This window comes from Ectopseudomonas composti, from assembly GCF_900115475.1.
Lineage (GTDB): Bacteria > Pseudomonadota > Gammaproteobacteria > Pseudomonadales > Pseudomonadaceae > Aquipseudomonas > Aquipseudomonas composti.
Window position 1 is genome coordinate 1 of record NZ_FOWP01000021.1, and the last position, 26,575, is coordinate 26,575.

At 61.9% G+C, this 26,575-nt stretch carries 21 protein-coding genes; 11 read left to right on the top strand and 10 right to left on the bottom strand.

Features of this window, described 5'->3' with window-relative positions; genetic code table 11:
• Positions 1 to 212, bottom strand: a 212-nt coding sequence (locus tag BM059_RS24440; RefSeq protein ID WP_139220786.1) for a helix-turn-helix domain-containing protein, incomplete at its 3' end; no start/stop codon positions are given.
• A gap of 207 nt (positions 213 to 419) precedes the next feature.
• Between BM059_RS24440 and BM059_RS24445 the strand changes: the two genes are divergently transcribed.
• Together BM059_RS24445 and BM059_RS24450 are read left to right on the top strand one after the other, a co-directional pair.
• Positions 420 to 869: a YcgN family cysteine cluster protein gene (locus BM059_RS24445; protein WP_074941684.1), complete on the top strand. Its 450-nt coding sequence runs from the start codon at positions 420 to 422 to the stop codon at positions 867 to 869.
• A 101-nt stretch (positions 870 to 970) separates the two neighbouring features.
• Positions 971 to 2,194 (top strand): gluzincin family metallopeptidase, encoded by a 1,224-nt coding sequence (locus BM059_RS24450; protein ID WP_074941685.1) that lies wholly within the window; start codon positions 971 to 973, stop codon positions 2,192 to 2,194.
• A 34-nt stretch (positions 2,195 to 2,228) separates the two neighbouring features.
• Here the strand turns inward: BM059_RS24450 and BM059_RS24455 are convergent, their stop codons facing one another.
• Positions 2,229 to 2,699, bottom strand: coding sequence for an RNA methyltransferase (locus BM059_RS24455; protein WP_037002491.1), 471 nt, complete (start codon positions 2,697 to 2,699; stop codon positions 2,229 to 2,231).
• Between the two features lie 44 nt (positions 2,700 to 2,743).
• Positions 2,744 to 3,085: a YajD family HNH nuclease gene (locus BM059_RS24460; RefSeq protein ID WP_074941686.1), complete on the bottom strand. Its 342-nt coding sequence runs from the start codon at positions 3,083 to 3,085 to the stop codon at positions 2,744 to 2,746.
• Between the two features lie 84 nt (positions 3,086 to 3,169).
• Between BM059_RS24460 and BM059_RS24465 the strand changes: the two genes are divergently transcribed.
• On the top strand, positions 3,170 to 3,484 hold the full coding sequence (locus tag BM059_RS24465) for a hypothetical protein (RefSeq protein WP_074941687.1): 315 nt from the start codon (positions 3,170 to 3,172) through the stop codon (positions 3,482 to 3,484).
• A gap of 71 nt (positions 3,485 to 3,555) precedes the next feature.
• On the opposite strand, the gene BM059_RS24470 is transcribed toward BM059_RS24465, so the two are convergent.
• Positions 3,556 to 5,598 (bottom strand): S9 family peptidase, encoded by a 2,043-nt coding sequence (locus BM059_RS24470; protein ID WP_074941688.1) that lies wholly within the window; start codon positions 5,596 to 5,598, stop codon positions 3,556 to 3,558.
• Positions 5,599 to 5,703: 105 nt separating this feature from the next.
• On the opposite strand from BM059_RS24470, the gene BM059_RS24475 reads away from it, so the two are divergent.
• From BM059_RS24475 to BM059_RS24490, 4 genes are all read left to right on the top strand, one after another.
• Entirely contained in the window at positions 5,704 to 6,177 is a 474-nt protein-coding gene (locus tag BM059_RS24475) for an MFS transporter (protein ID WP_074941689.1), read from the top strand.
• A 63-nt stretch (positions 6,178 to 6,240) separates the two neighbouring features.
• Complete coding sequence (locus BM059_RS24480) at positions 6,241 to 6,687, top strand: HIT family protein (protein ID WP_074941713.1); 447 nt, start codon at positions 6,241 to 6,243, stop codon at positions 6,685 to 6,687.
• Between the two features lie 4 nt (positions 6,688 to 6,691).
• Entirely contained in the window at positions 6,692 to 7,465 is a 774-nt protein-coding gene (locus BM059_RS24485) for a class II glutamine amidotransferase (RefSeq protein ID WP_037002484.1), read from the top strand.
• A gap of 4 nt (positions 7,466 to 7,469) precedes the next feature.
• Entirely contained in the window at positions 7,470 to 7,994 is a 525-nt protein-coding gene (locus tag BM059_RS24490) for a DUF2937 family protein (RefSeq protein WP_074941690.1), read from the top strand.
• Here BM059_RS24490 and BM059_RS24495 read toward each other — a convergent pair.
• The 3 genes from BM059_RS24495 to BM059_RS24505 are packed head-to-tail and all read right to left on the bottom strand — an operon-like array spanning position 7,963 to position 12,418.
• A complete protein-coding gene (locus tag BM059_RS24495; RefSeq protein ID WP_074941691.1) occupies positions 7,963 to 9,324 on the bottom strand; it encodes a TolC family outer membrane protein in 1,362 nt (453 codons plus the stop codon). The two genes, BM059_RS24490 and BM059_RS24495, sit on opposite strands and share 32 nt — an antisense overlap.
• Position 9,325: 1 nt before the next feature.
• Entirely contained in the window at positions 9,326 to 10,672 is a 1,347-nt protein-coding gene (locus tag BM059_RS24500) for an HlyD family type I secretion periplasmic adaptor subunit (protein WP_074941692.1), read from the bottom strand.
• A 6-nt stretch (positions 10,673 to 10,678) separates the two neighbouring features.
• A complete protein-coding gene (locus tag BM059_RS24505) occupies positions 10,679 to 12,418 on the bottom strand; it encodes a type I secretion system permease/ATPase (protein ID WP_074941693.1) in 1,740 nt (579 codons plus the stop codon).
• 584 nt (positions 12,419 to 13,002) lie between these two features.
• On the opposite strand from BM059_RS24505, the gene BM059_RS24510 reads away from it, so the two are divergent.
• On the top strand, positions 13,003 to 13,671 hold the full coding sequence (locus BM059_RS24510; RefSeq protein ID WP_037002477.1) for a response regulator: 669 nt from the start codon (positions 13,003 to 13,005) through the stop codon (positions 13,669 to 13,671).
• 16 nt (positions 13,672 to 13,687) lie between these two features.
• Here the strand turns inward: BM059_RS24510 and BM059_RS24515 are convergent, their stop codons facing one another.
• On the bottom strand, positions 13,688 to 15,157 hold the full coding sequence (locus tag BM059_RS24515; protein ID WP_074941694.1) for a sensor histidine kinase: 1,470 nt from the start codon (positions 15,155 to 15,157) through the stop codon (positions 13,688 to 13,690).
• A 561-nt stretch (positions 15,158 to 15,718) separates the two neighbouring features.
• Here BM059_RS24515 and BM059_RS24520 point away from each other — a divergent pair.
• Together BM059_RS24520 and BM059_RS24525 are read left to right on the top strand one after the other, a co-directional pair.
• Positions 15,719 to 21,808, top strand: a complete 6,090-nt coding sequence (locus BM059_RS24520) for a peroxidase family protein (RefSeq protein WP_074941695.1) — start codon at positions 15,719 to 15,721, stop codon at positions 21,806 to 21,808.
• Between the two features lie 207 nt (positions 21,809 to 22,015).
• Positions 22,016 to 23,083 (top strand): DUF2167 domain-containing protein, encoded by a 1,068-nt coding sequence (locus tag BM059_RS24525; RefSeq protein WP_074941696.1) that lies wholly within the window; start codon positions 22,016 to 22,018, stop codon positions 23,081 to 23,083.
• A 116-nt stretch (positions 23,084 to 23,199) separates the two neighbouring features.
• Here BM059_RS24525 and BM059_RS24530 read toward each other — a convergent pair whose 3' ends face one another.
• Both BM059_RS24530 and BM059_RS24535 read right to left on the bottom strand, forming a co-directional pair.
• Positions 23,200 to 24,378, bottom strand: coding sequence for a vWA domain-containing protein (locus BM059_RS24530; RefSeq protein WP_074941697.1), 1,179 nt, complete (start codon positions 24,376 to 24,378; stop codon positions 23,200 to 23,202).
• A gap of 158 nt (positions 24,379 to 24,536) precedes the next feature.
• Positions 24,537 to 25,382 (bottom strand): AAA family ATPase, encoded by an 846-nt coding sequence (locus tag BM059_RS24535; protein WP_074941698.1) that lies wholly within the window; start codon positions 25,380 to 25,382, stop codon positions 24,537 to 24,539.
• Positions 25,383 to 25,588: 206 nt separating this feature from the next.
• Between BM059_RS24535 and cysK the strand changes: the two genes are divergently transcribed.
• Positions 25,589 to 26,560: a cysteine synthase A gene (cysK, locus tag BM059_RS24540; RefSeq protein WP_074941699.1), complete on the top strand. Its 972-nt coding sequence runs from the start codon at positions 25,589 to 25,591 to the stop codon at positions 26,558 to 26,560.
• The last annotated feature ends 15 nt before the right edge of the window (positions 26,561 to 26,575 follow it).

The window sequence follows — 26,575 nt, forward strand, 5'->3', positions numbered from 1 at the left end:
GGATCGCTGCGCCCTGGGCTGCTCAAAGGCCGCCGAGATCGATCCTGCAGGCCCGTATCACCTTGCTCACGGTACCGATCCAACCACTTGTAGCCAGTCCTGGGACTGACGCCATACCGGCGACAAAGCTCCCGCACATTGCTTTCGGGTTGCCCCGCCAACAGAACAAATTCACGCCTTATCGACATAGTGCTGCGCTCCGGCCACGGCATCACTCGATCTCCCGATTCGATGAACCCCGTAAGCCTAAATGCGTTACCTATGTCTCCCGACACCCGTTACCTATGTCCCCCGGCTGAACACATGGCGCACCCTACGGGCGGCAGCCCATGGCCCGCCGTTCGGCATGCGCCGCTTGGCCGGGGCTGGGGCTCAAGCTAGACTGCCGCGCTTTTTCCGCTTGAGTCCATACTGCTGCCATGGCTGCTGACCTCGAACCCTTCTGGAAACGCAAGACACTCGCCCAGCTCGATCCGGGCGAGTGGGAGTCGTTGTGCGACGGCTGTGGCCTGTGCTGCCTGCAGAAGCTCGAGGACGAAGACGACGGTGCCGTCTACTACACGCGCATTGCCTGCAAACTGCTGGACCTGCAGACCTGCCGTTGCAGCGATTACCCCAACCGAGTCAAGCACGTGCCTGACTGCATTCAGCTCACCCCGGCGCAGGCCGACGAGTTCCGCTGGCTACCGCCGACCTGCGGCTACCGCCTGGTCAGCGAGGGCAAGGACCTGCCGCACTGGCATCACCTGGTCTGCGGCGACCCGGACGCCGTGCACGCTGAGCGCATTTCCCAATCAGGACGTATGCTCAGTGAGAACAGCGTGGCTGAAGACGACTGGGAAGATCATCTGATTTTCCGCGCCGGTTGATTGCCACGCGGCTTCGTGGCAAATCTGTTTGCCGTCCATGGAATTTGCCCTGTGGCGCGGCTGTCATATGCCGCGACTTCCCGCATCAGGAGTTTTGCTCGATGTCCCTTCGCTTGCCGTTGTACTCGTCTTTGCTGCTTCTGAGTCTGCCGGCCTTCGCCGCCACGCAGAAGGTCGATCTGGATTACCGTGTGCGTTTTTTGCCTGAGAGCAATCAGGCTGAAGTCAGCATCACCCTGGAGAAGGGCGAGCGCGTGCGCAGCCTCGATTTCAACCTCGGTGAAGGCGACCGTTTCAGCGACTTCAAGGCCGACGGCCAGTGGTCGCAGCAGGCCGGACGCGGCAAGTGGCAGCCGGGTGAGGGCAAGAGCGTGCTGAGCTACCGCGTGCTGATCGATAACGAGCGCAAGCCTGGGCGTTACGACGCCCGGATGACCGAGGACTGGGCGCTGCTTCGCGGTGACGATCTGGTGCCTGCGGCCAAGCTCGATCAGAAGGACAAGACCGATCTGGTGGCGCGCCTGCAATTCGACCTGCCCAAGAGCTGGAGGAGCGTGGAGACCGGCTGGCCGCGCATCGGCAAGAACCGTTTCCGTATCGACAACCCGCAGCGCAAGTTCGACCGCCCGACCGGCTGGATGCTCGCCGGTAAGCTCGGTACTCGGCGCACCCGTCTGGGCGACACCGAGATCGCCATCTCCGCGCCCATCGGCGAGGGCATGCGGCGCATGGACATCATGACCTTCCTGACCTTCGTCTGGCCGCAGATCCAGCAGGTGTTCCCGCGTGATCCGGACAAGCTGCTGATCGTCGGCGCTGGCGACCCGATGTGGCGCGGCGGCCTGTCGGCGGCCAACTCCTACTTCATGCATGCCGAGCGTCCGCTGGTCAGCGAGAACGGCACCAGTTCCCTGGTGCACGAGCTGGTACACGTGTTCGGCCGCATCTATGGCCGTGAGCGCAGCGACTGGATCGCCGAAGGCCTGGCCGAGTATTACGCCATCGAATTGATGCGCCGTGCCGGCGGTATCAGCGAGGACCGTTATCAGAAGATCCGCGAGCAGTTGATTCGCTGGAGCAAACCGGTCAACAGCCTGCGTACCGACAATGCCAGTGGTCCGGTCACGGCGCGTGCGGTGCTGCTGTTGCAGGAACTGGACCGGGAGATTCGGCAGAAGACCAAGGAAAAGGGCAATCTGTCGCTCGATGACGTCACCCGTGGCCTGATGCGGATGGACAAGGTCAGCACCAAGGACTTCATCGACATCACCGAGAACGTCATCGGTGGCCCGTCGAAGACCCTGGATACGCGCTTGCTGCGTTGAGCGTTACCGCTTCGGCCCTGTCTGCTGCGTCGAGTCAGAACAAGGGGCCGGAGCGGGTGTTGTTACCCTTGGCCAGGCGGTCGTAGAGCACCACGTTGACCGTCGCGGCCAGGTTCATGCAGCCCTGGGTCGGGATGTACACCACTTCAGCGCCACACCAGTCGAGAATCTCCTGCTGCAGTGAGCCGTCTTCCGGGCCGAAGATGTACAGCGCCCGGTCGGGATGGGTATAGGCGGGCAGGGCGCGGGCATCATCGACCAGCTCAACCGCCACCGGGGTGCAGCCCAGCGGCAGGATCTTGCGCAGATCGTCGATATTGATCAGCGGGATATCCTGGTGAACCTTCTTGGTATCGGTGATGAAATCCTTGGCGCGGTCGTAGCGGGTTCCGGTGTAGAACACCGAACTGACGCCATAACAGCCTGCCGCTCGCATGATGGAGCCGACGTTTTCCGGTGACTTCGGATTGAACAGGCCGATGCAGGCGTATCTCTTGTTGGCCACGGTGGTACTCGCAAAAGCGCCGATTATACGGTGCTCACTGCCTGCTAGTCCTTTTTCAGCAGGCTGGCCAGATCGCCAAAGGCCTTGTAGGTCGATTTGGCGGCCTGAGGGCTGGCGGTGGAGCCTTCGGCAAAGTACTGCTGGTCGGTGTAGCGCGAGTGTTCGTTGTCATGACAGAACAGGCACAGCAATTCCCAGTTGGAACCATCGGCCGGGTTGTTGTGGTGGTTGTGGTCGCGGTGATGCACGGTCAGTTCGCTCAGGCGCTTGCCAGAGAACTCGCGGGCGCAGCGACCGCAGACGTGGGGGTACATTTTCAGCGCTTTCTGCCGGTAGCCTTCTTCGGCCTGGGCGGACAGGTAGTAGCGGTTGGTGCTGGTGCTCATGGCGGAACCTGTTATTGGAAGGTGAACGCTTGGCTGGATATGTTGCCAGAATAGAACGAAAGCCAGCTGCACAGGAGAGATGTCATGCGCTTGCCTCTGTTCGCCGTGATGATTCTGGCCTCCAGCCTTGGCGGCCTGGCCTGGGCTCAGGAGCCGATACGCATGCCGTCAGCGCCTGGAGCGGGTGCGCCGGGCACTGCGACGCCACAGCCTTACGGCCAGCCGTCCACGCCCAATACGATCAAGCGCCAGGGATCGGCGCCCCTCTTACCGCCGCCCAAGGGACAAACGCTCCCCGGGACTGCGCCGAAATCCACTGGCGATCAGCCGATCCCGCAGCTCGATCAACAGCTGCGCCGCAATAGCCAGGGGCTGGATGGGCAACGCAAGGCGGAGTGATCGGCGTAGGAGCGGCTTCAGCCGCGATGCTTGGGGAAGCGCGGCTGAAGCGCAATACCGCCCAAGCGCTCTTACGGATACGCTATCCCCAGCACGCGGAACAGAAACGCGTACTCCAGCGCCACATCCTTGATGCCCTGATAACGCCCGCTCATACCGCCGTGGCCGGCGCCTAAGTCGGTCTTGAGCAGCAACAGGTTGCTATCGGTCTTGTCGCGGCGCAGCTTGGCCACCCATTTGGCCGCTTCCCAATACTGCACACGGCTGTCGTTGTAACCGGCGACGGCGAGAATCGGCGGGTAGGCCTGGGCGCGGACGTTCTCGTAGGGCGCGTACGCCTTGATGCGCTCGAATACTTCGGGCTGATTCGGGTCGCCCCACTCGTCGTACTCGGTCACGGTCAGCGGCAGGTCCGGGTTGAGCATGGTGTTGAGCACGTCGACGAAAGGTACTTCGGCGATGGCGGCGGCGAATAGCTCGGGGCGCTGGTTGAGTACGGCGCCGATCAGCAGGCCGCCGGCACTGCCGCCGCTGATCGCCAGTTGCGCGGTGGTGGTCAGGCCCTCGGTGATCAGGCGCTCGGCGCTGGCGATGAAATCGTCGAAGGTGTTCTGTTTGTGCTCAAGCTTGCCGGCGCGGTACCAGGCTTCCCCCATCTCGCCGCCACCGCGTATGTGCGCGATGGCGAAGACGAAGCCACGCTCCAGCAGGCTCAGTCGAGCATGGGAGAACCAGGGGTCGAGACTCGCGCCGTAGGCACCGTAACCATAGAGATAGAGCGGCGCCGGCTTGCCAGCGGCGAACACCTCGCGGCGCGCCACCAGGCTGATCGGTATCTGCGTACCGTCGGCCGCGCTGGCCCAGAGGCGGCGGCTCTCATAGGCATCGGCATCGAACGGACCTTCCACCGGCGTCTGCTTGAGTACCTGCTGCTCACCCGTGGCCAGTTCCAGCTGACGTACCTGCGCGGGGCGGTTCAGCGCTTCGTAGCGCAGGCGGATCACCGGGCTGTGAAACTCCAGACTGTCCTGCACGTAGAGGCTGTAGGCCGCATCCGGCAGTTGCACGCGATACGTCATTTGGCCCTGCGGTTGCACTTCGAGGATCGGCAGACCGCCTTCGCGCAGGGCGAGGGTGAGCGCACGCTGGTTCAGCGTAGCGCCTTCGAGCATCACCTGTGGGTCATGTGGACGAATCTGTTGCCAGTGCGGGCGTTGCGCCTGCGCCTCGGTGGCGCGGTAGAGCGCGAAGTTGATGCCGCTCTGGTTGCTGCGGATCAGCCAGCACCACTCGCCATTGAGCATGCCGTGGTCAACGTCGTACTCATGGCCTTCCTCACGCGGGGCCAGGCAGCTGAAGTCGCCCTGCGGCTGCTGCGCATCGAGTACCCAGACCTCGCTGGTGGTCTTGCTGCCCAGTTGCAGGATCAGCTGGCGCTCGGAGCTGGAGCGGTAGCAATGCAGGAAGAAGCGGCCATCCGCTTCCTCGAATACGGCTTGCGCAGCGCTGTCACCGAGGCGGTGACGGTAGAGCTTGTAGGGGCGGTGGGTGTCGTCCAGTTCGGTGAAGAACAGCGTCTGGCTGTCATTGGCCCAGGTCATGCTGCCGTCGCAGTCGTCGAAGGGCAGCTCACTGATCTCGCCGCTGGCGAGTTCCTTGACAAACAGGCGGTAGATTTCGTCGCCGCTGCTGTCGAGGCTGTAGGCCAGGCGTTGCTGGTCCGGGCTGATGCTGAACGCGCCGACGGAGAGAAAGCCGCCGCCGGCCAGCGCGTTGGGGTCGAGCAGCAGCGTCTCGCTGGCCGCGTCGACCTGCAGCGAACCGTCGGCAGGGCGACGGCAGCGATAGTGCCGCGGGTATTCGTCACCGGCCGTGGTGCGCTGGTAGTAGAGATAGTCGCCCCAGGGCGTCGGTAGCGACAGATCGGTCTCGCGAATGCGCCCCTTGATCTCCTCGAACAGTTGCTCGCGCAGTGCCTGTTGCGGCTCCAGCACAGCGTCCAGGTAGGCGTTTTCTGCCTGCAGGTGCGCCAGGACTTCATCGCTATCGCGGTTTTCCAGCCAGTGATAGGGATCGTTGCCGGCTTCCTGGCGGGCGATGGGGGCAGAGGACATGGCGTGGCTCCAGAGAACAAGGGGGCGACGGCAGGGGCGCCGCGCTGGGCAAAAGCCGCTATCATAAGCGCCCCTTTGCCAGACCTGCCACGCCGGCGCCTGCTTATGATGAATGAAAACGACTACCTCCTGGCCTGGGCGGCCTATGGGATTGCTGCCCTGGGTTGCCTGTTGGTATGGATGCGCCTGACCAGCTGGATGTGGCGCTATCTGCGCGAGCCGCTGCGGGTGTTGATGGCCGTGCTGTTGTTCAGCCCGACGATCATCGACCCGGCGCGCGAGCTGTTCGCGCCTGCCCTTGCGGTCACCGCCATGGACGTATTGCTCAAGGTTGGCAACAACGCCTGGCGTGCGGTCGCCGATCTGGCGCTCTACAGCCTGATCGCCCTTGCCGCTTATCTGCTGTTCGTCGCCGTTCGCTGGCCCATCGAACGTTGGTGGAAGGGTCGTCAGCAGGAGCATGCAGCCGAGCCGGACGAAGACCCGCGTACCCTGCGCGAACGCATGGAAGAGGACGAAGACCTGCCGACTCGTGACTACGGGCGCGATCGTTCTGGTCGAATGGAACCGCGTATTTGATTTGACCCCTTGCGCCTGCCGGCCCAGGCGTTCAGCATGATGGCCTTGTGCAAGGGAGGCCCGATGGATTGCGTGTTCTGTGCCATTGCCGAGCAACGGCTACCCGCTCATCGCCTGTATGAAGACGATGATTTCATCGTGCTGCTGGATATCTTCCCGATGCGTCCGGCCCATGTGCTGATCGTCAGCCGCCTGCATGCGCCGTTTCTGCGTGATTTGCCGCCTGCTGTGCGTGAGCGTTTGCTGACACTGGCCGAGCGCATCGCCGCGGCTTTACGCGAAGCGGGCTTTGGCAAGAACGGCATCAACCTGCTGATCAATGACGGTCCGGATTCCAATCAGCATGTGCCCCATCTTCATTTACACCTGATTCCGCGTCGGCCGGGTGACCTGCCGGCGCTGCTCTGGCGATTGCTGGTGCGTTTTCTGCCAATGGGCCGCAAGCGAATCGAAGCGCGTCTGCAAGGTGAAGCCGATCGTTTGCGCCTGATCCTCGGCAAGGAGAATTGATTCGATGTGCGAATTGCTCGGCATGAGCGCCAATGTACCCACCGATATCGTGTTCAGTTTCACCGGGCTGATGCAGCGCGGTGGCCGCACCGGTCCGCATCGCGATGGCTGGGGTATCGGTTTCTATGAGGGGCGCGGCCTGCGTCTGTTTCAGGACCCACGGGCGAGCAGCGAATCCGAGGTGGCGCAGCTGGTGCAGCGCTACCCGATCAAGAGCGAAGTGGTGATCGGCCACATCCGCCAGGCCAACGTCGGCAAGGTCTGCCTGGTCAACACCCATCCCTTCAGTCGCGAGCTGTGGGGGCGTAACTGGTGTTTTGCACACAACGGGCAACTGGCTGGCCTGGAAGGCTCGACCACGTTCTATCGACCGGTAGGCGAGACCGACAGCGAGGCCGCGTTCTGCGATCTGCTCAACCGCGTGCGTCGTGCGTTTCCCGAACCGGTATCGGTGGAAATGCTGCTACCCGTGCTGGTGGCAGCCTGTTCCAGCTATCGCAAGCTCGGCGTGTTCAACTGCCTGCTCAGCGACGGCGACTGGCTGTTCAGCTTCTGCTCGAGCAAGCTGGCGCATATCACCCGGCGCGCGCCGTTCGGCCCAGCGCAACTCAAGGACGCCGACCTGAAGGTGGATTTCCAGTCGCAAACCACGCCCAACGACGTGGTGACGGTGATCGCCACCGAGCCGTTGACCGACAACGAACAGTGGTCGCTGTACCAGCCGGGCGAATGGCGCCTGTGGCGCCGCGGCGAATGCATCACTCACGGCAAGGCCTGATCTCATGCTTAGAAGCTACCTGCGTCTGACGCTGTTCGCTTTCGGCCTGCTGCTTGGCGTGCAGGTGCCGGGCTTCATCGATGACTACGCCAAGCGCGTCGAGGCCCATCGCCTGGAGTCGCAGCAGGGCCTCAAGGGTTTTCAGGAAACCGCGCAGAAGTTTTTCAAGGGCGATATGGACGCGCTGGTGGCCCACTACCGTGTCAGCGACGACCCGGTGATGCGCAGCGATGCCGCGAGCGTCGGGCGCCTGGTGCAGCGCTCGGCCTTGCTCGAACGCGAATGGCAGGCCATGCAGGGGCCCTGGTACACCCAGGCCTGGCACCTGGCGACCGCAGCGGATCACGAGCTGTTCGAGGAAACCCTGCAGGCTTACCGGTACCAGGTACTGTTCACCCCGGATGCGATTCTCTGGGGCGTGATCAGCGCCTTGCTGCTGGCCTGGTTGGTGGAAGCACTGGTGGTGCTGTGCGGCTGGATGTTCGGAGCAGGCCGAATCAGTCGCGCCCAGCAACGGCACTGGCGCTGATCGATGGCGGTCCCAGGTAGGCGTTGGCCTGGGCAATGTCGTCCTCACCGAGCAGTCCGACCGCTGCTGCCAGTTGCAGGCGGGCCAGCAGGTAGCGCAACTTGGCTTCGAGCAGGTCACGCTTGGCGATGAACACCTGTTCTTCAGCATTGAGGATGTCGAGGTTGGTGCTCGAACCGGCGCGAAAGCCCTTGCCCGCTGAATCCTGAGCCCGCTCGTTGGATCGCACGGCCTGCTCGAGTGCGCGGATGCGCGCCTGGCCGCTCTGGATGCCCCGGAACTCGCGAGTGGTCGCTGAGTAGATCTCTTCAAGCGCGACGTTGACCTCTTCGCCCGCTTGTTCACGGCTGGCTGTTGCCTGGCGCACCCGGGCGCTGACGCCACCGCCCGCGTAGAGCGGCATGCTGAACTCCAGGCCGATGGATCGGTAGCGATTTTGCTGGTCGATGGTCGAAAGCGAGTCGCTGGTGCTGTCGGTGTAACCCAGTACCAGATCCAGAGTTGGCCAGTGGCCGCTGCTGGCACGTCTGACCTCTTCTTCGGCGAGTTGCCGATTGACCTGTTGCGCACGCAATGTCGGGTTGTTCTGCTGAGCCTTGAGTAGCCATTCCTGCAGGTTGTCGGGCTGCAGAGCGGGAGTTGGGAAGTCGGCGTTGAGCGTGGCCAGCTGGCCGGGCAGATCGCCCAGCAGTTCTTGCAGCAGGCGCATGGCTACCAGCAGGTTGTCCTCGGCTTCGATCAGCTCGGCCTGAGCCAGGTCGCGTCGGGCGGTGGCCTGGTCGACATCGGTGACGGTGCCATCGCCGAGCGTAAAACGGCGTTTGGCGGCGGCGACCTGTTGTTCCAGGGCATTGAGCTTGGCTTTCGACAGGGCGATGGTCTCGCGCGTCAGCAACACATCGAAGTAACGCGTGGCGAGGCGTACGGCGAGGTTCTGGGTCTTGGCGTCGAACACCGCTTCGCTGTAGCGCGCACGTTGTTTGCCCTGGCGGTATTCGATCAGGCGCTGGCGGTTGTAGATGGGCTGACGCAGCTGTATCGAGAGGTTCTCGGCATCATAGTCCAGATCGTTGCGGCTGCTTTGGCCCAGCGTGCTGCGCTGCTCCTGTGTACCATCCACCCAGCTCTTGCTGGCGCTTGCGGTGATCTGGGGTAGCAGACCCGCCCGGCCAATGGCGGGACTTTCCAGGCCTGCGTCACGTTCATAGGCGGCTGCGCGATAGGTCGGACCTTGTGCCAGCAGTTGCTCCCACGCCTGCACCAGATCGAACGCCAGGGCGGCGGGGCTGAACAGCATGATCAGGCCAAGCCAAGGCAGATATGTGCGCATGTCAGTGCTCCTTGAAGGCGCCGTCGATGCGGTCGAACAGCGGCTTCAGCAGGTAACTTATCAGGTTGCGTTCGCCGGTCTTGATGGTCACCGTTGCAGGCATGCCAGGGCGAATGCGGTTGTGTCCGAGCTTCTGCATGCCTAGCGCCGTTACCTCGACCTGGGCGAGGTAGTAGGGTTGGCGAGTGTTCTCATCGATCAGTCGGTCGGCCGAGACGGTCAGTACCCGGCCTGGAATGCTCGGTGTCTGAGCCTGGTTGAGGGCGGGGAAGGCAATGTCGACAGGCAAGCCGGGGGCGAGTTTGTCGATGGCTTGCACGGGCACCATGGCATCGATCTGCAGGGGTTCATTGGCCGGTACCACGTCCATGATCCTCGCGCCGGGCTGGATCACGCCGCCAATGGTGGAAATCTCCAGGCCCAGTACCACGCCGTCGATGGGTGAGCGGATGACGGTGTTGTCGACCTCATGATCCAGGGCTCGCATACGGTCGGCGAGGGCGGCGGTTTCACGCTGCACCTCGCTCAGTTGGGTCTGCACGTCCTGCTGAAATTCCTGCTGCAACTGCAGGGTGCGCAGCTTCAATTCCGCGATCTGATTGCGAGAACGTCCGCTTTCGGCAATGTTCTGTGCCAGAGAGGCGTTTAGCTCCGCTGCGTTGCGCTCCAGTTCGAGCAGGCGGTTACGGGCCACGTAACCCTCCGCAGCAAGGCTGCGTACACCGCCGAGTTCCTGGTCGAGCAACTGAATCTGGGTGCTACGCGAGTGCTGCACCTGGCGCAGGCCCTTGAGCTGTTCCTCTGCGCCCCGGATGTTTTCCTGAAGGATGTCTGCTTCGCCATCGAGACCCTGGCGCCGCGTATCGAACAGACGCTGCTGCAGCGTCATGGCCGCCTCCAGGTGTGGGTCACCGGCGAAGCGTTCGAGCAGGCTCGGATCGAAGCGCACTTGTGAGCCACCGTCCCGTTCGGCCTGCAATCGGCTCTTGGTGGTGCTTGCCGCAATGTACTGCGCGCTGACAATGCTCCGCTCGGCGAGGGCTCGAGTCGCATCCAGTTCGATCAGTGCCTGGTTGCGTGTGACGATATCGCCTTCGCGAACCCGAATGGTGCTGACCGAGCCGCCACTGAGGTGCTGCACGGTCTTGCGATTATCGGTGACGTTGACCGTGGCAGTGGCCACGACGCCAGCATCCAGTGGAGCGAATACGGCCCATAGGATGAAACCGCCAAAACCGGCCAGCACCAAGAGCAGCCCCCAGCGGCGCGGGCGGCTGTCGTCCATGTCAAGGGTGCAGGGCGTACTGGCTAGTGCCAGCCCCTGGTTAGTGAACTGCAAATCGGACATGGCCCTTCACTCCTTGGTACGAACCGACGCCAGGGCTGGTGAGCCTTTGGGCGTGGCGATGACGTTGGCCTGACGCAAGGCGGCGAACACTTCCTCGCGGTTCCCGAACAGCTGTACGCTGCCTTCACGCAGCACCAGTACCTTGTCCACAGCACTCAGGACGGTTGGGCGGTGAGAGATCAGTACCAGGGTCTTGCCCTGCGCCTTGAGCGCATGCACGGCCGTCAGCAGCGCGGCTTCACCGAGGTCGTCAAGGTTGGCGTTGGGCTCGTCCAGGATCACCAGCGCGGGATCGCCATACAGCGCACGCGCCAGGCCGATGCGTTGCTTCTGGCCGCCGGAAAGGGCACTGCCGTCGGTGCCGATGTGCGTGTCATAACCCTGTGGCATGCGCAGGATCATCTCGTGTACGCCGGCCTGCTGGGCAGCGCGTATGACCGCCTGGCTGTCGATTTCGCCGAAGCGTGCGATGTTGTCGGCGATGCTGCCTTCGAATAGTTCGACGTCCTGAGGCAAGTAGCCGAGCCAGGGGCCGAGCTCAGCCTTGTGCCATTGATAGAGGTCGGCGCCATCCAGACGAACCTTGCCGCTCTGCGCCGGCCAGATGCCGGTTAGCAAGCGTGCCAGAGTCGATTTGCCACTCGCTGAAGGGCCGATCACGCCCAGCGCTTCGCCGGGGGACAGGCTGAAGCTGATACCTCGCAGAACTGCTGTCGAGGTGCCAGGCGCACCCGCGAAAAGGTTTTCGACATGCAGCATACCCACGGGCTTGGGCAGGGACATGCTGGGTTTGCGAAGCGGAAAGTCGTGCAGTAACTCCGACAGGCGCGCCCAGGCAGCGCGGCTGGAAAGCACCTGTTTCCAGGCAGAGATTACTTGTTCCACGGGCGCCATGGCGCGGCCGGACAGAACTGAGCAGGCGATCATCATGCCGGGCGTGATCTCGCCCTGAATCGCCAGTAGAGCGCCGGCACCGAGAATTAGCGATTGCAGGGTCACCCGCACGAAGCGGCTGGTGCCGGCGATGTAGGCCGCTCGGTCGGAGGCCAGGGTCTGCAGCTCGAGAACCTTCAGGTGATTGCCGAACCAGCGACGTTGAATGGCCGGCAGCATTCCCATGGCTTCGATTACTTCAGCATTGCGCAGGTTGTTGTTGGCGAAGCTGCCGCAAGCCAGTGAGGTCTGGTTGGCTTCGGCCAGAGGTTGGCGCGTGCTGATCTCGGTCAGCCAGGCGAGTATCACCAGTAGTAGCGAGCCGACCAGCGTGACTAGGCCGAGCAAGGGATGCACTAGGTAGATGATCAGCAAGTAGAGCGGTGTCCATGGGGCGTCGAAGAAGGCGAACAGGCTGTTGCCTGTAAGCAGCTGACGTACCTGCGCCAGATCCTGCAGCGCTTGCGCTGGGCTGCCTCCGGCGCGCCGCAGGTTGCGTTCGAAAGCGGCGCTGAAGAGACGCTGGTTGAGCATCATGTCGAAGCGGTTGCCGACCCGTATCAGCACGCTGGAGCGCACCGTCTCCAGCAGGGCCATGAGGATGTACAGGCTGATCACCAAGACGGTGAGCATCATCAGGGTTGTGAGGTTGCTGCTGACCAGTGCTCGATCATAGACCTGCAGCATGTAGATCGCGGGTGTCAGCATCAGCAAGTTGATGACCCCGCTGAACGCAGCCAGGGCGTAGAAGCTATGGCGTAGCCGGAAAAGTACTTCGGCCAGCTCGGAACGAGGGGACTGCGAGGCGTCCATAAACCCTCCGATGCGACATTGACTGAACAGGCAATGGATTATTTTTGCGACGATAAAATGACGCTCAAGAATCCGTCTTCCGAATTGGGACGATTTCTTGGCGGTATGAGCTAGGTATAGTGACTCGGAGGTGGAGCGCACAAGGGGGGAGGAGCGCTTTATTTGTGCTCTATAATCCTTGCGTATTAATTAAAATCCTTGAAATAACAGTCACTTATTTGTTTATTTCGTTTTAATAAAGGTGACCGACGGTATATTGACAAGGCCAACGGCTGGGACTTAAGTCTAATAGCTGGCGCTGATATCCAGTGGGTGCTGTATCCCGGGGTCAGCATGCAGTCGCAGTGGAGTGCGTTCATGAAGTTTTCATTGCACCGACAAGCCCCGGCGTTTCTCGCCTGCCGTACTGAGGTCAACACGTTGTTTCATGGCCCGCCTGGCCTCGGGTGACGATCACCCAGCCCGATTGAGGCGAGGCGCGGTAGTGCTTGACCTCGAGCCGTATCGGCGCATGCCGATGCGATGAAGTCGATGGTGCCATGTGAGGTAGCCATCACAGACTAAGTACGTGGGGAGAGCGAGCGATGAGTAACAGGATCAGGGTCGGGATCGTTGACGATCATCCGCTGTTGCGGCAGGGCGTTGCCGCTACGCTGGGGCGTCTGGAGGACATTGAAGTCGTGGCGCAGGGCGCCAGTGCCGATGAGGCGCGCGATATTGCGGGGCGTCTGCATCCCGATGTGCTGTTGATGGACGTCAACATGCCAGGCGATAGCTTCGCCGCGATGCGAGCAATCAGCAAAGCCTATGCCCGGGTGAGAATCGTCGTATTGACGGTATCGGAGTCCGAGGATGATGCCTACGCAGCGCTGGAGGGGGGCGCCCAAGGCTATGTGCTCAAGGGGGTGAGTGGGCCGGACTTGGTGGCGGCGATTCGCGCCGTGGCGCAAGGGGATACCTTCATCACCCCGGTGCTGGCTGCCAGGCTGCTGAGCAATTTCCGCAAGCACCAGAGCGAGCAGCGTGGTGCCGATCTGACGCACCGTGAAGAGCAGATCATCCGTGAGGTCGCCAATGGTCTGACCAACCGCGAGGTCGCGCTGAAACTGGGGTTGAGTGAGAAGACGGTCAAGCACTACATGACCAACGTGATGCAGAAGTTGCATGCGCGTAACCGTGTCGAGGCCGTTACGGCGGTCAAGCGCTATTGGGAAAGTCAGCGTAACTGGCGTGTTGGCCTGAGCATGCCCTGAGGCCAGGCAAGCGGCTTCAGCTATCGGCCTGCTCGCCTCGCTGATGCAGGTCGAAGCGCGCGACGATGCGTGTACCTTGACCGGGGGCGGTGACGATGTCGAACGTACCGCCCAGGGATTCCACGCGGTAGCGCATCCCGGCCAGCCCGAGCCGTGAGCGGTGCTCCGGACGCTCGCGCAGTTGCTCGAGGTCCATGCCTGGGCCGCCGTCCACCACTTCAATCGTCAAGATACCGTCGATTACTTGGGCTTCAACGCGCTGTTGCAAGCCTCCAGCGTGCAGGAAGGCATTGTGCAAGGCTTCCTGCACCAGCCGGTAGAGACAGATCTTGTGGCTCAGCGCCAGCGTTTCTGGCAAGGGGCCGAGCGTCAGTTGCACGCGGGTGAGGCTGCGTTGTTCATGGCGTTGTACCGCTAGCTGCAGTTCTTCACGCACGCTCAGGTTGCTGATTTCCGGCAGGGCCAGGCCGCAAGACAGGTCGCGGATCTCCCGAAGGCTGTCCTGGGCGGCGCTGCGTATGCTCTCCAGAGCGTCGCGGCTCTCATCACTGCAGCTTTCGGCCAGCTCATCCAGGCGCAGGAGTATCAGCGTCAATAGTTGGGCGGGGCCATCGTGCAGGTCAGCGCCGATGCGTCGCTGGGTCAGTTCATTGATGGTGGCGAAGTGTTGACCCGCGTTGGCTGCGCGGCGCTGAAGGCTGACGTTCTGCCGGTACAGCAGGCCCTGCTCCGTGATCTGTTGACGAAGAATGGCCTGTTGGCGCTCGATGATGCGGTCGCCGTGGCGAACGAAGGCGTACAGCAGTGACAGCATGGCCAGTGCCGCGCAGCCGATGATCAGCCAGACGTGATGATGGATACCGCTGATCTCATGCTCGAGTTCGTAGAACTCACCGATGGCGATGATGCGATCAGTGCCATATTCGCGCAGAGGAACGTAGGTCTCGTAGAACGAATCACCGAAGCGCCGTTCGTAGCCGTGGGTAGTCACGTCCAGCGTAGTCTTGCGGTTGAATATATGACCTTGCAGCACCGCCTTGATTGGCTTGGCCGAATGGTGGTCCTTGGGTTGCGGCAGGCTGGTGCTGTAGACGTTGCTCCCGTCGGTTAGCCAGATATTGACCGAGATGATGTGCCCCCTGAGCGAAGTGACCGTCATCAACTGATCGATGGCCTGCACGCTGCTGGGGCTCAGTTGGCGGCTGCGCGCCAGTTCTTGCACGTGTTTGCTGAGAAAGGCTTCCATGTAGATCGCCGCCCCCTCTCCAGCACTGCGCGCTGCCGCCTGTTCGATCTGCTGGCTGACCAGGCTGCCGACGAACGTCATGCTCAGGCCGATAATGATGATGGCCGCCAGGATGAACTGCCTGGAGCGAGTAGGGGGCTTCAGGCGCAACCACGAGGGATTGTCCGATGCGACCAAGGTCGCATCGGCCGCTTCGACGAAAGTCTTCGTATTTGATTCGACCTTTGCATCTACAGACATCACTGCCATTCCTCGAAGCTTGGACTCGCAGGTTGGAGCCGGAGTTGGCGCTCGCATGCAGCGCACCCTGTTCCAACACGCTAGTTCAGGATTCGTTTCATGGCGGTTTGTCTTGAGGTTTGCGGCCTGTTGCCCCGTCAGGTCGCATGCAGTGGAGCCGGACCGACTGTCATGACGCATCGCATGATTGAGCCCAGGGAATGGGCAGTGGTTAATTCGAGCGTGGCATTGAGGCTGACAGCGGCAGGGAATTGGGAGCCGCCGTCATCGTGCAGTGCCACTGGAGCATGAGCCATGGACAGCCGTTCGCATCTTGACCCCCGTGCATTCCGAGGCTGTGCCGGAGAACCCGTGCACATTCATGGGCCGCCCGCTGCGCCGCCCCTACCTGCGCCGCTCAGTAGCACGCGCAGGTCGTGCCAGCGTTGCCTCACGCCGCTGCCATGATCTGCCGGTTCGACGCCCCGGCCAGATGTTCGCCGTATGCCTGCCTAGACGCGCTATGCGAGGGCTGAGTCGGCTACCGGCCCGGGCTGCACTTACTTCGAGGGAGTACATTGCATGGCTATCAAGACGACTCAATCCGATCTGGAATTCATCCTGCAACAGATTCGCATCGCGGAGGCGCATGCCGCCGGCGGATCGCTCTACGACCTGGTCGGCAACCCACTGTTGCCCTGGGGGCTACGCACCGTCGATGGCACCTATAACAACCTGGTACCGGGCCAACAGTACTATGGCTCGGCTGATCAAGTGATGCCCCGCCTGCTCGATCCGGAATTTCGCGATGCAGAAAACGGCATAGATGGCCCGGGCGCTCCTCCCGGGTTCCCCACAGGCAGCCAAAGCACCAGCTATGCCCAGACCAGCGGCTATGTGGTCGATTCGCAGCCACGTACCATCAGCAACCTGATCGTCGATCAGAGCTTGGGCAACCTGGCGGCGGTGGTGGCGGCGCTGGATTATGCCGGCTCGGAAAATTCCTATGCCGATGCGTTGCTGGTCATGCAGGCGCACAGCGCATTGAAAACGGCCGAAAACGCTGCGGCTGGCAACAGCGCCCAGGTGCAGGCCAGCGCCGCTACGCTGGCTGCGTCCACGGCGGCTGCTCAGGCCGCCAGTGCCACGGCTGCGGACGCCCAAACATTGGCCAACCAGGATGCCCAGGTCTACAGCGATGCGCTGGCTGTGGTCGCTAGTGCGGTGGCGGTGCAGAACGTGGCCCTGCAGGCCTACATGGCGGCCATTGGTACGCCGAACGAAGGCGCTGCTCAGGCGGATTTCCTCAGTGCGGCGATCGCCACCGCCCAGTCCCAGGCCGATGCCAATGCCAAAGCCGCGGTGGCTGCCGAGTCCGCTGCTGCCGCGCAGGCTGCAAACCAGCAGGCGCAGGCCGCAGACGCACAACTGACCAGCGACACCACTGCTCACCAGGCCGTATTGGCTGACGCTGCCGCCGATGATGCTGCGGTCGTTGCCGCCTCGGCGGCGCTGGATACGCTGCTGAATGATTTTGGCATCGTGGTGGAGAACGGCTCTGTCGTGATCCCCAATATCGCTCCTGACGAAGGCCTGACTGCGCCGTTCAACTCATGGATGACCCTGTTCGGCCAGTTCTTCGATCATGGTCTGGATCTGGTCAACAAAGGTGGCAGTGGCACCGTGTATATCCCGCTGCAGCCGGACGACCCGCTCTATGTCGAAGGATCACGCAGCAATTTCATGCTCCTGACCCGAGCCACCAATCAGCCGGGGGGCGATGGCATTCTGGGCACCGCCGACGATGTGCGTGAGCACATCAACCAGACCACGCCCTTCATCGACCAGAACCAGACCTATACTTCGCACGCCTCGCACCAGGTGTTCCTGCGTGAATACGTGATGGTCGACGGCAAGCCGATGGCGACCGGGCATATGCTCGAAGGCCAGAATGGTGGCCTGGCCACCTGGGCCGATGTCAAGGCGCAGGCCCGTGAGATGCTCGGCATCAATCTTACCGATGCCGACGTGACGAACGTGCCACTGCTGGCCACTGACGAGTACGGTCAATTCATTCGTGGTGATAACGGCTTTGCCTTGTTGATCATGCCGGGCAACCCGCCAGTGCAGGTGGAAGGTAACCCAGGCAATCCCATCAGCACTCAGGGGGCTGTTCTCACCGGCCACGCCTTCCTCGACGATATCGCCCATAACGCCGTTCCGGTAAGAGTCGGCGGCCAATTGGTGGCTGATGCCGATGACGTGGTCGGCAATGCCGTGGCGGTCAACCCCATGACCGGGCGCAATCTTGAGTACGACAACGAACTGCTTGATGCGCACTTCATCACGGGAGACGGCCGTGGCAACGAGAATATCGGTCTGAGTGCGGTGCACCATGTGTTCCACTCCGAACACAATCGTTTGGTCGAGGCCAACAAACAGACCATCCTCGATAGCGGCGATCTGGCCTTTATCAACGAGTGGCTGTTGGTATCGGTGAGCGAGGTGCCGGAAAGTACCGATGGGCTGATCTGGAATGGTGAGCGGCTATTCCAGGCCGCGCGCTTCGTCAATGAAATGCAATATCAACATCTGGTGTTCGAGGAGTTCGCCCGCACAGTGCAGCCGCTGGTGGACGTGTTTGTATTCTCCAACACAGTGGACATCGATCCGGCCATCGTTGCTGAGTTCGCCCATGTGGTGTATCGCTTCGGTCACTCCATGCTCAACGAGACGGTGGCGCGTCTGGACAACAACATGCAGTCCAGCGACATCGGCCTGATCGAGGCGTTCCTCAACCCCATCGAGTTCAACCAGGGCGGCACCCTCAGCGCCGATCAGGCCGCTGGCTCGATAATCCGCGGCATGACCCGGCAGACCGGCAACGAGATTGACGAATTCATCACCGAAGCGCTGCGCAACAACCTGGTCGGCCTGCCGTTGGACCTGGCAGCGCTCAATATCGCCCGCGGTCGCGACACCGGGATTCCCTCGCTGAATAACGCCCGTGCACAGTTCTACGAAATGACCGGCGACAGCCAGCTCAAACCTTACGATAGCTGGACCGACTTCACCCTGAACATCAAGACGCCGGCCTCTATCATCAACTTCATCGCTGCCTACGGTACGCACAGCAGCGTCACCTCGGCCACTACCCTGGAGGCCAAGCGCGATGCCGCCATGGCACTGGTGCTAGGCGGAGCAGGGGCACCGGCGGACCGCGATGACTTCCTCAACGCGCGCGGCGAGTACGCCGTGAACAAGGGCGGTCTGGATCTGGTGGACTTCTGGATCGGCGGACTGGCCGAGCAGAACATGCCGTTTGGCGGCATGCTCGGCTCCACCTTCAACTTCGTCTTCGAAGTGCAGATGGAGAACCTGCAGAGCGGTGATCGTTTCTACTACCTCAGCCGTACTCAGGGCATGAACCTGCTCAACGAATTGGAGGCCAACAGTTTCGCCGCGCTGGTGATGCGCAATACCGATCTGGGCGACCCCAATGCCTCGCACTTGCCGGGAGTGCTATTTCAGCGTGTGGACCATATCCTCGAACTGGATATGAACCGTCAGCAGTATGCCGATCCAGTGGGCAGCAACCCAATCCTCGGCGCCCTTTCGCCGCTGGTTATTCGTGACAATCCGGCCACAACCGGAGCGGATAGCAATTACCTGCGCTATACCGGTGATGCCCATGTGGTGTTGGGTGGCACCAACGGCGATGACATCCTGATCGGCGGAGCAGGCGACGATACCTTGTGGGGCGACGGGGGTAACGACCGACTGGAAGGTGGTTACGGCATCGACCATATCTTCGGTGGCGTTGGCGACGACATCATCACCGATATTGGCGACGCTGATGTGATCCATGGCGATGACGGCAATGATGTGATCCACACCGGCCCCGGCCTCGACCTGGTGTTCGGTGGCGCCGGCAAGGACTTCATCTATGGTGGGCCGGACGGCAAGGAGATCTTCGGCGGACGTGAAGATGACTTCATCTTCAGCGGCGATGGACCCAGTTTCATCCTCGGCAACGAGGGCGACGATTGGCTGGAGGGCGGCGCCGGTTTCGACACCCTCGCCGGCGACAACTCGGAGTTGTTTTTCAACAGCCCGATCATCGGTCACGACGTGATGATGGGGGGCGGCAACGACAACGACTATGACGCCGAGTCCGGTGACGACATCATGGTCCAGGGCCCCGGCATCCATCGTAACGAGGGCATGTGGGGCTTCGATTGGGCGATCCACAAGGGCAATAGCCTGGCCGCCTATTCGGATCTCAATACGCCAATCTTCGCCACCGAGTTCGCAGATATCCTGCGTGATCGCTTCGATCAGGTCGAAGGTTTGTCCGGTTGGATTCACGACGATCAACTGTTCGGCGACGACCGCGTGGAAGAAACCGCGGCCGGTGAGACCTCGCTGTTCAACCACGAGCTGACCCTGTCCGGGATGAACCGTATCGCCGGGCTGGAGGCCGTGCTCGGGATGATGGCCGTGCCACGCGATAACCCGCACGATGCCAATGACCCGGTGGTGTTCAGTGGTGGCAATATCCTGCTCGGCGGTGGTGGTAGCGATGTCATCGAAGGACGTGCCGGTAATGACGTGATCGATGGTGACGCCTGGCTCAACGTGCGCATCAGCGTGCGTAGCAAGCTCGACCCGAGTGTCGAGCTGTTCAGTGTCGATAGCATGAAGGAGATCCAGGCTCGTATGTTCTCTGGGGAGATCAACCCGAGCCAACTGCAAATCGTGCGCGAGATTCTCGACGGCAACCAGGTGAGCGATATCGACACCGCCGTATTCAGCGGCGCGTTCGCCGACTACGAGCTGATCAGGGTGTCCGACGGCACCGACAGCTATCAGGTGGTGGACAATGTCGGCACCAACGGTACTGACCTGGTCCGCAATATCGAACGGCTGCAGTTCGCTGACCAGGTGGTCTGGTTAGCCGATCGGCCGGCGCAGGGCACTGTCAGCATCAGCAATATGGCGCCCAGCGAGGACGAAACACTGCAGGCTGCCGCGACTGTCAGCGACCTCAACGGTACCAGCAACGCAGTGTTGAGCTATGCCTGGCAGGCCCTGGTAGCAGGCAACTGGGTTCAAGTCGGCAGCGGCCAGAGCTTCCAACCTGGAGATGCTGAAGTCGGCCTGCCTTTGCGGGTGGTGGTCAGCTTCAACGATGATCGGGGCAATCCGGAAACGCTGATCTCCGAGGTCACGGCCGCGGTGCTCAACGTCAACGATGCCCCCAGTGGTGCCCTGCAACTGGATAACAGTGCACCCAGTATCGGTCAGGTTCTAAGTGTTTCGACGGCTGCGATCAGCGACGCAGATGGCCTGAGTGGTGTGAGTTTCGCCTATCAGTGGCAGGCGGGCACAGTAGGAACGTTCACCAACATCACCGGAGCGAACGGGCAGACGTTCACCCTGACCGGTGCCCAGTCCGGGCAGCAGGTACGCGTGGTGGTGAGTTACACCGATAACCGTGGCACGCTCGAGTCTCTGACGTCGTCGGCGACTGCCGTGGTGGTAGGTGCGGTCATCGTGGGCACCAATGCCGCCAACATCCTCAATGGTACGCAGCAGGGTGACCAGATTTCTGGCCTGGGCGGCAACGACACCCTCAATGGCCTGGGGGGTAACGATACCCTCGACGGGGGCGCTGGGAATGACACCCTTGATGGTGGCCAAGGCGCCGATGTGATGATTGGCGGGATCGGCAACGATCTATACATCGTCGACAACCTGGGCGATCAGGTCATCGAGGCCGTCGCCGGCGGCACCGATACGGTACGCACGACGCTGTCGGAATATGCGCTTGGCGACAACCTGGAAAACCTGACCTTCACTGGCGCTGGCAACTTCACCGGGTATGGCAACGCGTTGGCCAACATCATGACCGGCGGCAGCGGCAATGACGTGCTCGATGGTGGCCTTGGCGGCGATCGACTGGTCGGAGGCGCGGGTAACGATACCTACCGGGTCGACGATGCCACCGATGTGGTGGTGGAAGCGTTGGGAGGGGGCGTCGATACCGTGCTTTCCACCAGCTCCAATTTCACCCTGGGCAACAATGTCGAGCACTACACCTATGTCGGTACCGGCAGCACCACCGCCAATGGCAACGGCCTGGCCAACGACATGACGGGAGGGGCGAGCAACGACGTACTACGTGGCCTAGGAGGGGACGACCAGTTGTTTGGCCTCGATGGCAACGACAGCCTGTATGGTGGGGCCGGCAACGATAGCCTCGTTGGCGGGTTGGGCAATGACGCGCTGTACGGCGAGGGCGGCAATGACACGCTCGACGGTGGCAGCGGCGATGATCTGATCGACGGTGGTATCGGGAATGACAGGGTCACGGGGGGTGTCGGCAACGACACCCTCTATGCCGATCAGGGGAACGACATCTTCGTGTTCGGCCCCAGCTTCGGCAACGACACGGTGCTGGGCTTCGATGCCAATCCTGCAGGCGGTCAGGATTTGCTGAATCTCGCCGCGTTCAATCTGACCCTGGCGACGTTCAGCAGTCGAGTCAGCATCGCCGATGCGGGCAATGACGTGCAGGTGACGGTCAATGGCGCGGAGGGTGGCAGCATTCGCCTGGTAGGCGTCATCGACCACACGACGGTAACGGTTGCCGATTTCCAATTGGCATGAGGTCGCGTAATGGCGGGGCCTGAATCGCGCGCAGTAGGCCGGGCCAGCATCAGGTTGGCTACGGTGGGTCATCCGCGGGGGATGATCTGCCGTAGCCTCTTTATAACCGTATGCAGAAAGTTGCGCGGCTTCGCTTACTACCTGATGGGAGCGTGTTAATGTAATACGGCGTTACATTTGTCCCCCCCTCGTGTTTATGGAGTTTCCATGTCGATCAAGGATTCGATCCTGGCAGCCGCGCTGGCTGCTGTCCTGCCGTTCACGTCCGCTGCATACGCCAATCCCGAGACCGAGCCTGAGAGTGCTGCGGTCAGCGAGGAGGTCACCGAGAGTGACGATTCGGCGCAATACATCAGCCCTGAAGAATTCGTCGCCAGCCTGGAGTTCAAGAGCGGCCGCGTCGTTCTGGGCAGCAATCTTGCCACCCTCAACCTGCCTGATTCGCTGGTCTTTCTCGACGGTGAGAATGCCCAGCGCCTGCTGGTCGACGGCTGGGGCAACCCGCCAGATGACGTCCCGCCGCTGGGCATGATCCTGCCGGCAGGTGTGTCACCGTTGGCCGACGAATCCTGGGGTGTGACCGTCGAGTACGAAGACAGCGGCTACGTGTCCGACGAGGATGCTGCCGATATCGACTACGGCGATATGCTCAAGGACATGCAGTCCGACATGCGCGAGGCCAATACCTGGCGTGAAGAGAACGGCTACGAGGCCGTGCAACTGGTCGGCTGGGCTGCTGAGCCGCACTACGATGCCGAAGGCAAGAAGCTGTATTGGGCCAAGGAGCTGAAGTTTGGCGACAGCGAGGCCAACACCCTGAACTACAACATCCGCGTGTTGGGCCGTAAAGGCGTATTGGTGCTGAACTTCGTCGCCAATATGGATCAACTGGCGGAAATTGAGGCCAGTGTGCCGGCCGTTCTGGCCGCGACCGAGTTCAACCCGGGCCAGCGCTATGCCGAGTTCGACCCGGATCTGGACACCGTTGCCGCATATGGCCTCGGTGCGTTGGTAGCCGGCAAGGTGGCTGCCAAGACTGGTCTGCTGGCGCTGCTGCTGGTACTGCTGAAGAAGTTCTGGTTCATCCCGGTGGTACTGGGCGGCTGGCTGTTCAAGCGCATTGGCCAGCGCAAGAAGGAAGCACCGGTCGAAGAGGTGAGCGCACCTGTCGCGCCTGTGGTGGCGCCTGCTGAAGCCAAGCCGGAGGAACCCGTGCAGACGCCGGCACAGACGGTGATGGACCTGAACAAGTCGGACGACGCCGACAAGCGTTGAGTTCGAATCTCACGTAGCCTGGATGCGATCCGGGGCACTGCCAGATTGCTCCCGGATTACAAAAACGCCGCGAATCCTGCATAGGGTTCGCGGCGTTTTTCATTGCGATTTAAACCTTACTTGGACAGGTACTTCATCCCGTCTTCCAGGCCCTGCAGGGTCAGCGGGTACATGCGCTCTTCCATCAGCTCGCGTACCAGGCCAGTGGAGGCGGTGTAGTTCCAGGTGTCCTTGGGGTAGGGGTTGATCCAGATGATCTTCTTGAATTTCTCGGTGAAGCGCTTCATCCAGACGTAGCCGGCTTCCTCGTTCCAGTGCTCGACGCTACCGCCAGCCTGGGTGATTTCGTAGGGCGCCATGGCCGCGTCGCCGACAAACACCACCTTGTAGTCGGCGCCGTACTTGTGCAGCAAGTCCAGGGTCGAGGTGCGCTCGCTGGTGCGGCGCATGTTGTTCTTCCACACGCTCTCGTAGATGAAGTTGTGGAAGTAGAAATATTCAAGATGCTTGAACTCGGTCTTGCAGGCCGAGAACAGCTCTTCGCAAACCTTGACGTGGGCGTCCATCGAACCGCCGATATCCAGCAGCAGCAGGAGCTTCACCGTGTTGCGCCGTTCCGGGCGCATCTGGATGTTGAGCAGGCCGCCATCTTTCGCGGTGTGATCGATGGTGCCGTCCAGGTCGAGCTCTTCGGCGGCGCCCTGACGAGCGAACTTGCGCAGGCGGCGCAGCGCCACCTTGATGTTGCGCGTGCCCAGCTCGACCTGGTCATCGAGGTTCTTGTACTCGCGCTGGTCCCACACCTTGGCGGCCTTGCCCTGGCGCTTGCCGGCATCGCCGACGCGAATGCCTTCCGGGTTGTAGCCGCCGGAGCCGAACGGGCTGGTGCCGCCGGTGCCGATCCACTTGTTGCCGCCGGCGTGCTTTTCCTTCTGCTCCTCGAGGCGCTTCTTGAACTCCTCGATCAGCTTGTCGAGGCCGCCGAGGCTCTGGATCTGCGCTTTTTCCTCGTCGCTCAGCAGACGCTCGAACTCCTTGCGCAGCCATTCCTCGGGGATCATCGCCTCGATGTGTTGGTTGAGGTTTTCCAGGCCCTTGAAGTAGGCGCCGAAGGCACGGTCGAACTTGTCGAAGTGGCGTTCGTCCTTCACCAGAATCGCGCGCGCCAGGTAGTAGAACTCGTCCATGTCGGCGAACACGACGTTGTGCTTGAGCGCGTTGATCAGGTCGAGCAACTCGCGCACCGACACCGGCACCTTGGCCGCGCGCATTTCGTTGAATAAATTGAGCAGCATGGCTGCGGATCTCCTGCACGAACGGTTCCCTCTCCCATTCATGGGAGAGGGTTAGGGCGGGCCGCGTTCGGAGAGGGGCCTTTCAGGCAGTATCGATGCCGCCGGCTACCCTCTCCCCCGGCCCCTCTCCCGCAAGCGGGAGAGGGGAGACAAACCTCTCAGCGGCTGGCGCGGCGGGTCATGAAGGCCAGGCGCTCGAGTAGTTGCACATCCTGCTCGTTCTTCACCAGGGCGCCGGCCAGTGGCGGGATAGCCTTGGTCGGGTCGCGCTCGCGCAGCACGGCTTCGCCGATGTTGTCGGCCATCAGCAGCTTGAGCCAGTCCACCAGTTCGCTGGTCGAGGGCTTCTTCTTCAGGCCCGGCACCTTGCGCACGTCGAAGAACACGTCCAGCGCCTCGGCCACCAGCTCGCCGCTGATGTTGGGGTAGTGCACGTCGACGATCTTCTTCAGCGTGTCGCGATCGGGGAAGGCGATGTAGTGGAAGAAGCAGCGGCGCAGGAAGGCGTCCGGCAGTTCCTTCTCGTTGTTCGAGGTGATGATGATGATCGGGCGCTGCTTGGCCTTGATCGTCTCGTCGGTCTCGTAAACGTAGAACTCCATCTTGTCGAGTTCCTGCAACAGGTCGTTGGGGAACTCGATGTCGGCCTTGTCGATCTCGTCGATCAGCAGGATCACGCGCTCGTCGGACTCGAACGCCTCCCACAGCTTGCCCTTCTTGATGTAGTTGCGAACGTCGTGGACCTTGTCGGAATCGAGCTGCGAATCGCGCAGGCGGCTGACCGCATCGTATTCGTACAGGCCCTGGTGCGCCTTGGTGGTGGACTTGATGTGCCAGGTGATCAGGCGCGCACCGAAGGATTCGGCCAGTTGTTCGGCGAGCATGGTCTTGCCGGTGCCCGGTTCACCCTTGACCAGCAGCGGACGTTGCAGGGTGATGGCGGCGTTGACCGCGAGCTTGAGGTCGTCGGTGGCGACGTAGGACTGGGTGCCTTCGAACTTCATCGGAAAATCCTCGAACGGTAACGCGCGGGTCCGGCCCGCAACAAAAAATCAGAGCGCGACTATAACGCGCGGCTCAGGTGGCTGTGAACGCAGACGCGGTATTCAGTCACTGAATGGCGAGTCACGTTGCTTTCGGTCTGCTGGCTGGACGTGCGCCAGGGGGCGGCATAGGCTTGGGGTTTTCCCTGCCCGCAAGGACTTCCGTCATGAGTCGTATCTTCGCAGACAACGCCCAGGCTATCGGCAATACGCCGCTGGTGATGATCAACCGCCTGGGGCCGAAAGGCGTGACCATCCTGGCCAAGATCGAAGGCCGCAACCCGGCGTACTCGGTCAAGTGCCGCATCGGCGCCAGCATGATCTGGGACGCCGAGGAGCGCGGCGTGCTCAAGCCGGGCATGACCATCGTCGAACCGACCTCGGGCAACACCGGCATCGGCCTGGCCTTCGTCGCTGCGGCGCGCGGCTACAAGCTGGTGCTGACCATGCCGGCCTCCATGAGCCTGGAGCGGCGCAAGGTGCTCAAGGCCCTCGGCGCCGAACTGGTGCTGACCGAGCCGGCCAAGGGCATGAAGGGTGCGATCGAGAAAGCCAACGAACTGGTCGCCGCCAACCCTGATTACTTCCTGCCGCAGCAGTTCGAGAACCCGGCCAACCCGGCCATCCACGAAAAGACCACCGGCCCGGAAATCTGGCGCGATACCGATGGCGCCATCGACGTGCTGGTGTCGGGTGTCGGCACCGGTGGCACCATCACCGGGGTTTCGCGCTATATCAAACAGACCCAGGGCAAGCCGATCCTCTCGGTCGCGGTGGAACCGGTGGGCTCGCCGGTGATCAGCCAGACTCTGGCCGGTGATGAGGTCAAACCTGCGCCGCACAAGATCCAGGGTATCGGCGCCGGCTTCGTGCCGAAAAACCTCGACCTGGCGATGGTCGATCAGGTCGAGCAGGTAGTCGATGAGGACGCCAAGGCCATGGCCCTGCGCCTGATGCGTGAGGAAGGTATTCTCTGCGGAATCTCCTGCGGGGCTGCGATGGCGGTGGCGGTGCGTCTGGCCGAGAAGCCGGAGATGCAAGGCAAGACCATCGTGGTGATCCTGCCGGACTCCGGCGAACGCTACCTGTCGAGCATGCTGTTCAGCGATATGTTCACCGAGCAGGAGCTGCAGCAGTAAGACGTCATGAAAAGG

What these genes read in the sequence shown, in the direction of transcription:
- BM059_RS24445 (WP_074941684.1), top strand. Translation starts at nt 420, where the DNA reads ATGGCTGCTGACCTCGAACCCTTCTGGAAACGCAAGACACTCGCCCAG.
- BM059_RS24450 (WP_074941685.1), top strand. Translation starts at nt 971, where the DNA reads ATGTCCCTTCGCTTGCCGTTGTACTCGTCTTTGCTGCTTCTGAGTCTG.
- BM059_RS24460 (WP_074941686.1), bottom strand. Translation starts at nt 3,085, where the DNA reads ATGAGCACCAGCACCAACCGCTACTACCTGTCCGCCCAGGCCGAAGAA.
- BM059_RS24465 (WP_074941687.1), top strand. Translation starts at nt 3,170, where the DNA reads ATGCGCTTGCCTCTGTTCGCCGTGATGATTCTGGCCTCCAGCCTTGGC.
- BM059_RS24470 (WP_074941688.1), bottom strand. Translation starts at nt 5,598, where the DNA reads ATGTCCTCTGCCCCCATCGCCCGCCAGGAAGCCGGCAACGATCCCTAT.
- BM059_RS24475 (WP_074941689.1), top strand. Translation starts at nt 5,704, where the DNA reads ATGATGAATGAAAACGACTACCTCCTGGCCTGGGCGGCCTATGGGATT.
- BM059_RS24480 (WP_074941713.1), top strand. Translation starts at nt 6,241, where the DNA reads ATGGATTGCGTGTTCTGTGCCATTGCCGAGCAACGGCTACCCGCTCAT.
- BM059_RS24485 (WP_037002484.1), top strand. Translation starts at nt 6,692, where the DNA reads ATGTGCGAATTGCTCGGCATGAGCGCCAATGTACCCACCGATATCGTG.
- BM059_RS24490 (WP_074941690.1), top strand. Translation starts at nt 7,470, where the DNA reads ATGCTTAGAAGCTACCTGCGTCTGACGCTGTTCGCTTTCGGCCTGCTG.
- BM059_RS24495 (WP_074941691.1), bottom strand. Translation starts at nt 9,324, where the DNA reads ATGCGCACATATCTGCCTTGGCTTGGCCTGATCATGCTGTTCAGCCCC.
- BM059_RS24500 (WP_074941692.1), bottom strand. Translation starts at nt 10,672, where the DNA reads ATGTCCGATTTGCAGTTCACTAACCAGGGGCTGGCACTAGCCAGTACG.
- BM059_RS24505 (WP_074941693.1), bottom strand. Translation starts at nt 12,418, where the DNA reads ATGGACGCCTCGCAGTCCCCTCGTTCCGAGCTGGCCGAAGTACTTTTC.
- BM059_RS24510 (WP_037002477.1), top strand. Translation starts at nt 13,003, where the DNA reads ATGAGTAACAGGATCAGGGTCGGGATCGTTGACGATCATCCGCTGTTG.
- BM059_RS24515 (WP_074941694.1), bottom strand. Translation starts at nt 15,157, where the DNA reads ATGTCTGTAGATGCAAAGGTCGAATCAAATACGAAGACTTTCGTCGAA.
- BM059_RS24520 (WP_074941695.1), top strand. Translation starts at nt 15,719, where the DNA reads ATGGCTATCAAGACGACTCAATCCGATCTGGAATTCATCCTGCAACAG.
- BM059_RS24525 (WP_074941696.1), top strand. Translation starts at nt 22,016, where the DNA reads ATGTCGATCAAGGATTCGATCCTGGCAGCCGCGCTGGCTGCTGTCCTG.
- BM059_RS24530 (WP_074941697.1), bottom strand. Translation starts at nt 24,378, where the DNA reads ATGCTGCTCAATTTATTCAACGAAATGCGCGCGGCCAAGGTGCCGGTG.
- BM059_RS24535 (WP_074941698.1), bottom strand. Translation starts at nt 25,382, where the DNA reads ATGAAGTTCGAAGGCACCCAGTCCTACGTCGCCACCGACGACCTCAAG.
- cysK (WP_074941699.1), top strand. Translation starts at nt 25,589, where the DNA reads ATGAGTCGTATCTTCGCAGACAACGCCCAGGCTATCGGCAATACGCCG.